At 58.3% G+C, this 6,504-nt stretch carries 6 protein-coding genes; 5 read left to right on the plus strand and 1 reads right to left on the minus strand.

Going from position 1 to position 6,504, the window contains the following annotated elements; genetic code table 11:
• The first annotated feature begins 82 nt into the window (after positions 1-82).
• Positions 83-949, plus strand: coding sequence for a pirin family protein (locus tag HGO40_RS11850; protein ID WP_250963150.1), 867 nt, complete (start codon positions 83-85; stop codon positions 947-949).
• Positions 950-1,077: 128 nt separating this feature from the next.
• Positions 1,078-2,520, plus strand: a complete 1,443-nt coding sequence (locus HGO40_RS11855; protein WP_250963151.1) for a mechanosensitive ion channel family protein — start codon at positions 1,078-1,080, stop codon at positions 2,518-2,520.
• Between the two features lie 21 nt (positions 2,521-2,541).
• Here HGO40_RS11855 and HGO40_RS11860 read toward each other — a convergent pair whose 3' ends face one another.
• Positions 2,542-3,267: a glycosyltransferase gene (locus HGO40_RS11860; protein ID WP_250963152.1), complete on the minus strand. Its 726-nt coding sequence runs from the start codon at positions 3,265-3,267 to the stop codon at positions 2,542-2,544.
• A 709-nt stretch (positions 3,268-3,976) separates the two neighbouring features.
• Here HGO40_RS11860 and HGO40_RS11865 point away from each other — a divergent pair.
• The 3 genes from HGO40_RS11865 (at position 3,977) to HGO40_RS11875 (ending at position 6,280) form a co-directional block, all read left to right on the plus strand.
• A complete protein-coding gene (locus tag HGO40_RS11865; RefSeq protein ID WP_053123536.1) occupies positions 3,977-4,417 on the plus strand; it encodes a carboxymuconolactone decarboxylase family protein in 441 nt (146 codons plus the stop codon).
• A gap of 254 nt (positions 4,418-4,671) precedes the next feature.
• Entirely contained in the window at positions 4,672-5,094 is a 423-nt protein-coding gene (locus HGO40_RS11870; RefSeq protein WP_250963153.1) for an HPF/RaiA family ribosome-associated protein, read from the plus strand.
• A 10-nt stretch (positions 5,095-5,104) separates the two neighbouring features.
• Complete coding sequence (locus HGO40_RS11875) at positions 5,105-6,280, plus strand: baeRF3 domain-containing protein (protein ID WP_250963154.1); 1,176 nt, start codon at positions 5,105-5,107, stop codon at positions 6,278-6,280.
• The last annotated feature ends 224 nt before the right edge of the window (positions 6,281-6,504 follow it).

Raw genomic sequence — 6,504 nt, forward strand, 5'->3', positions numbered from 1 at the left:
CGGTTTTTGCCGTCTAGTGCTTCAAGGGTGTCGGTTTTAAGCTATCTCCATCGAGTTGCAACACCTGATTTGGAGACACGGCATGAAAAACATCATCGGCCTCTACACCAGCCCGCGGCCCCATTGGGTCGGCGATGGCTTCCAGGTGCGCACGCTGTTTTCCTATGACAACCTGGGCAAGCACATCAGCCCGTTCCTGCTGCTGGACCACGCCGCCCCCACCGAATTCATGCCCACCACCGAGCGGCGTGGTGTCGGCCAGCACCCGCATCGTGGATTCGAAACCGTGACCATCGTCTACCAGGGCGAACTGGAGCACCGAGATTCCACCGGCAGCGGTGGCAAGATCGGCCCCGGCGACGTGCAATGGATGACTGCCGCTTCCGGCATCATCCACGAAGAGTTCCACTCCGAAGCCTTTGCGCGGCAGGGCGGCTTCATGGAAATGGTCCAGCTATGGGTCAACCTGCCCGCCAAGGACAAGATGGCCCCCGCCGGCTACCAGACGATCCTCAAGGGCGACATTCCGAACATTGCCCTGAAGGACAACGCCGGCAGCCTGCGCCTGATCGCTGGGCGCTTCGAAGGGCATCACGGCCCGGCGCGGACCTTCACGCCCATCGACGTTTGGGACATTCGCTTGAATGCCGATAAAAACCTCACCCTTGACCTGCACGAAGGGCACAACACCGCCCTGGTGGTGCTGCGGGGCTCGGTCCAGGCCAATGGCCGTGAACGGATCGAGGCCGGGCAGATGGCCCTGTTCGACCGGGCCGGCGACCAATTAAGCCTGCAAGCCAATAACGACGCGGTGGTGCTGCTGCTCAGTGGCGAGCCGATCGACGAGCCCATCGTCGGCCATGGTCCGTTCGTGATGAACAGTGAACAGGAGATTCACCAGGCCTTCGAGGATTTCCATTCCGGACGCTTTGGCCGGATGCAAGACTGAACGCAAAAACCACAGCCACCCTGACTCCATTGTGAGAGCGAGCTCGCTCCCACAGGACTTGAGTGTGATCTCTACAGCGTCTTCAATCTGTGCCAATCTTCGCCAATCGCCCTCCTGGAGCTGTTCCGATGCTGTTTCTGATCTCTGAGCACCCGTTGCTCTGTGCCCTGGCGCTGTTGGTGTTCGACCTGTTGATGTGGCACTTGGTCAGTGCGGATCGGATCTATTGGAAAGTCGGCGCAAGGCTGGTGATTTTTTCGCTGTTCAGCGTGCTGCTGTTCAACGAAGGCCTCAACCCCATGGTACCGGCGCAGTGGGTCGACGATGTGCCTCGGCACCTGGCGGCGACCGGTTTGCAGATCACCTGGTGGCTGTTCGCCGCGCGAACCCTGACGGTGCTGATCGTGGCGGCGTTGATGCAACGGGTCGGCCACACCGGGCGCTTGTTGCAGGATTTGCTCGGCGCGGTGATTTTCCTCATCGCCGTCATCGCGGCACTTGCCTATGTGCTGGATCTGCCGGTCAAGGGCGTGCTGGCGACGTCGGGCGCAATGGCGATCATCGTTGGCCTGGCCTTGCAGAGCACACTCAGCGACGTGTTTTCCGGGATAGTGCTCAATACCACCAAGCCCTACCAAGTCGATGACTGGATTTCCATCGATGGCACCGAAGGCCGGGTCACCGACATCGACTGGCGTGCCACGCGATTGCAGACCTCCCAGGGCAGCATGGCGGTGATCCCCAATTCGCTGGCGGCGAAAGCCAAGATCGTCAATTTCAGCCGACCCAGCGACATGCATGGCTTGGCCATCAGTCTCCAGGTCAGCCCCCATGCGCGTCCGCAAAAGGTGATCGACGCGTTGGAGCGGGCAATGATCGGTTGCCGTGCGCTGCTCGCGACTCCGGCGCCCTGTGTCACGCTCAAAAGCACCGGTAGCGGCGGGGCGGAATACGAGATCAGCGGATTCGTGGCGTCGATGGGGCAGAAGCGGGAGGTGCGCAATCAACTGTTCGACCTGGCGTTCCGGCATTTGCAAGCGTCGGGCGTGAGTCTGTTGTCCTCCAGCGAAAGCACTGCCTCCATCGGCGTGTCGCGCCCTCGGGCGCTGCTGGAAAACTCGAGCATTTTTTCGACGCTACGCCCGGACGAAAAAGATGTTTTCAGCCAGAACATGACATTACAAAGCTTCCGTGCCGGCGATGTGATCCTGGCGGCGGGAGAGGTCAGCGATCATCTGTTCATCATTGAGTCCGGGGTGGTCAGCGTGACCCTCATGCGCAACGGCCAGCCACTCGAGGGCGGGCGCATGGGGCCGGGGGAAATGATCGGTGAAGCCGGGATCGTCGCCGAGCAGGCGGCGCTGGCTAATTTTAACGCCAAGACCTTCTGCACCCTTTACCGCATCGAGAACAGCTACCTCAAGCCGTGCCTCGAAGCCCGTCGCGACATCAACGACGCGATGAAAAACCTGCTGGACGTACGCATGCACCTGGCCCAGAACCTGACCCGCGAAGCCCCCAAGCCGATCGCCAAGAAGCGCTTTTTGCAATGGTTGCGCAGCCGGGCCTAGCAATATTCGGAATGCTCATAACTAAGGCAGCAGAAGATTGTATTCTGTTGCTATTGATTTTATCCTTTTCGTGTGTTTTTCCGGTGTTTCGCCTAAAGAAATATTCCCCGGGTGTACCCGGTGAAGATGAGAAATGAAGTTGGCGAATTTTGGCATGGAGTTCTGTAGTAAAAATCTAATATATAAATCCAAGTCTTCAGCCATTCTTAAGTTTTCGTTGAAACCTCCGACTTTTTCGAAAAGCGCTTTCCTAAACAAGACGTTCCCTTGAAGGAAGTGTTTGCCTTTGACGATGGCATCAAGCATTTCATTTGGCGTATTAAAGTTCCATCCGTAGTAGTCTTCACCGCTTCGATATTTTCCATTTTCTTCGATGCGAAGAAAATCCGCAATGAACCAGTCGGTCTGTAAGTGGCTGTTTGTCATTACGAGGAAATTGTATATTGTTCTCTGGAGCGCTATGTCATCACTGTCCAAGATGAATATATATTCGCCTTTTGCTTTGGTGATGGCTTGGTTTTTTGAAAATGACTGCCCTTTGTTTTTTTTGCCGTAGACATAGCTAAGGTTATCCCATTTCGAATTTTCAAATATTGTCTCTGTTTTGTCGGTTGAATGGTCGTCATAAATGATATGTTCGAAGCTTGCGTTGGAGAGGGGCGTTGTAATATTTTTTTGAATGCTTTCTATAGCCTCCTTAAGGTATTCTTTTCGATTATAGGTCGCTGTTATGACGGATATGTTCATCGGTGTGGTCCGTTTCCAGATGTAATTGCATACGTTGCCTTTCTTGCTTTTTACTTTTTTTGGTTGAATGTCCGAGCTTATTTGAGAGTCTGAAACTCGGAAAGCATCATTTCGTCGTGGCCCCTATCAAATCTCGCGTGCTCTCATCGATAATTAAAGATGATACCTTGGGGGGGTAGTCGTGCTGAGTTAAAATTTTTCTGGTTTTGTCGTGTAAGCATTTTTATCGTGGTGTTTCATTTTGAGATGAGGATAGTTTTTGTTGTTCAGTATCGGCTACTGTAATAACTGACAGTTTCGATGAGCGGCAGGGGGGTGGGTTCGCAACGTTGCCTAAGCCTTAAAAACTGCCCCCTCGATCATGGATCGTGTTTGACTGAAGCCTGAAGCGTAATCCACCTCGACCTGTTCGAAAAAAGTCTGGCAAGGTGAAAGCTACGTCACGATGTGTCTCGCTCGCTTGTCTCGTGAGATGGGTGGGCGCAGCTGTCATGAAAAAACACCATCTTCGGCCGAACACTCGTTTGCTGAGCGACAACGCAGCGTCGAAGACGCCGCGGGCACTTCCTCGCCACAAAGGCTTGCGTCCATTTCCAGGTTGAGCCTCGGTCTTCATTGGCCACCCGAACTTCCCAACAATTGGCTATTTGTACCGCGCCCCTGCACCGCTAACGTAGCGCTACACCCAATTGCTGTCCTGGAGTTCACCATGCAACCGCGCATCGATTTCTACACCGCTTCCCCCGACGCTTTCAAAGCCATGCTGGCCCTGGAAAACGCCGCCTCGAACCTGGGCCTGGAGAAGTCCCTGCTGGAGCTGGTCAAGCTGCGTTCCTCACAGATCAACGGCTGCGCCTTCTGCATCGACATGCACACCGCCGATGCCCGCAAGGACGGCGAGACCGAACGTCGCCTGTACGCCGTGACCGCCTGGCGTGAAGCGCCATTCTTCACCGGCCGCGAGCGCGCCGCACTGGCCTGGACCGAAGCCTTGACGCGCCTGAGCGACACCCACGCGCCGGACGCCGACTATGCCTTGCTGAGCGAACATTTCAGCCCCAAGGAAATGGTCGACCTGACCGTGGCGATCAACGCCATCAATGGTTGGAACCGCTTGGCGGTGGGCTTTCGCAAGATGCCTGAGGCCTGAGACGCCTCGATCCAGAAAGAATAAGCTGTGGGAGCCTCTGTGGGAGCGAGCTTGCTCGCGATAGCGGTCTGACAGTTCATGCACCATTGATTGATACACCGCCATCGCGAGCAAGCTCGCTCCCACAGTTGATCATCGAAACGCTTCCTCCCAGCCGCTCAGGCTCCAGTCATCCCGCGCTGGGAACTTCGCCCGTTTGATCTTCTTCTACCTACAACAGGCGGCGTCAGCCGTCTTTTGCAAAGGAGTCGATCATGCAAGTTCAAGTCAATAGCAACGATATCGAAGGCAGCGCCCGCCTGCAGGAGTGGGTGGGCGGTACGGTGGTGGACACGCTGCAGCGTTTCGAGGGTCAACTGGCCCGGATTGAAGTTCATGTCAGCGATGAGAATGCCCAAAAGGGCGGCGCTGCCGACAAGCGCTGCCAGATCGAGGCACGCTTGCAAGGCCTATCGCCGATGTCGGTCTCCCACAAGGCCGCAAGCCTTGAACTGGCCGTGGAGGGCGCCGCCGAAAAAATGCTGCACGCGCTCGATCATCAGATCGGCAAACTCAACCCCGCCGTCGAACCGATGGGACGCGTGACTGCGCCCACTGATGAAGCGCCACCCGAGGTGGTGGACGCGATGCTGGAGGAAGATTTCCTCGAAAACCAAGAGGCGCGTGGCAAAGAATAAGGAGGCGATCATGACCGCTCATCAACCTTTCAGCCGGCAGGTATTGGCCGAACTCCTGGCGTTCGACGAACAGCCGAGCCTTTCGTTGTACATGCCCACGCACCGTACATTCCCTGAACGCAGCCAGGACCCGATCCGCTACAAGAACCTGGTGCGTGATCTGCAGACGCAACTGGAGCAACAGCACCCGGACCTTGACGGTGCGCCGTTGCTCCAGTCTTTTCACGCGTTGGTGGACGACCAGGACTTCTGGAATTCCAATCGGGACGGCATTGCGGTGTTCGGCGCCCGCGACTACTTCAAAGTCATTGCGGTGAATCAGCGCTTGCCGCAACGCGCCGTCGCCAACAGTCACCCTTATCTCAAGCCGTTGTTGCGGCTGGTCCAATCCACCGACCGTTATCAAGCGCTGTGCCTGACCCGCAACGAAGTCTGGCTGTATGAAGGCTCCTCGGAGCAGTTGGAGAAAATCGAGCTGGCCGAACAGGTGCCGCGCAACCAGAACGAGGCCCTGGGCGACGAGCTGACACCGGGCAACCAACAGGGTTTTCCTAACGGTTTCAGCCGCAGTGGCGAGCGTGGCGATGGGATGATGCATGAGGCCGCCGGCGGCGGTAAGCAGGACGAAATCAACCTCGACCGCGAGCGCTTTTTCCGCGTCGTGGATAAAACGATCCTGCAATACCATTCGCAACCTTCAGGGTTGCCGATGATCCTGGTGGCCCTGCCGGAAAACCAGGCCGTGTTCCGTGCCGTCAGCCACAACTCGCAACTGCTGGCCCAGGGGATCGAGATTGACCCGTCCAGGCTTGGCGTCGAGGCGTTGCGTGTCCACTGCTCGAAGCTCATGGCCCACAGCTATGCCGATCACGTTGTCGACAGCTTGAATCGCTACGGCATCGCGGTGGGGCAGGGACGGGCACTGGATAACCTGGCCGACATCGCCAAGGCCGCCTGGGAAGGCCGCGTCGCGCTGCTGCTGGTGGAGGCCGAGCGCCAGGTTCCTGGCCAGCTCGACTTGGACAAGGGGCGGTTGCTGATTGACGAGAGTGGTGACGAACTGGCTCCGGATGTACTGGATGAGCTGATCCTGGCCGTGACCCGGCAGGGGGGCGAAGTGGTGGTGATTCCACCCGAGCATGTGATGCCGACCGACACGGGCGCGGCGGCGGTGTGCCGGTTCTAGTTTAATCGCGGTTAGCGCTGGCCCCTGTGGGAGCGGGGGGGGGGGGGGGGGGGGGGGGGGGGGGGGGGGGGGGGGGGGGGGGGGGGGGGGGGGGGGGGGGGGGGGGGGGGGGGGGGGGGGGGGGGGGGGGGGGGGGGGGGGGGCGGGGCGGGGGGGGGGGGGGGGGGGGCGGCGGGCCGGGGGCAGGGGAGGATCGGGTCGCGGGGCGTGGCGGAGGGGGCGGC

It is taken from the genome of Pseudomonas sp. CG7 (assembly GCF_023701885.1).
Lineage (GTDB): Bacteria > Pseudomonadota > Gammaproteobacteria > Pseudomonadales > Pseudomonadaceae > Aquipseudomonas > Aquipseudomonas zanjanensis.

What these genes read in the sequence shown, in the direction of transcription:
- HGO40_RS11850 (WP_250963150.1), top strand. Translation starts at nt 83, where the DNA reads ATGAAAAACATCATCGGCCTCTACACCAGCCCGCGGCCCCATTGGGTC.
- HGO40_RS11855 (WP_250963151.1), top strand. Translation starts at nt 1,078, where the DNA reads ATGCTGTTTCTGATCTCTGAGCACCCGTTGCTCTGTGCCCTGGCGCTG.
- HGO40_RS11860 (WP_250963152.1), bottom strand. Translation starts at nt 3,267, where the DNA reads ATGAACATATCCGTCATAACAGCGACCTATAATCGAAAAGAATACCTT.
- HGO40_RS11865 (WP_053123536.1), top strand. Translation starts at nt 3,977, where the DNA reads ATGCAACCGCGCATCGATTTCTACACCGCTTCCCCCGACGCTTTCAAA.
- HGO40_RS11870 (WP_250963153.1), top strand. Translation starts at nt 4,672, where the DNA reads ATGCAAGTTCAAGTCAATAGCAACGATATCGAAGGCAGCGCCCGCCTG.
- HGO40_RS11875 (WP_250963154.1), top strand. Translation starts at nt 5,105, where the DNA reads ATGACCGCTCATCAACCTTTCAGCCGGCAGGTATTGGCCGAACTCCTG.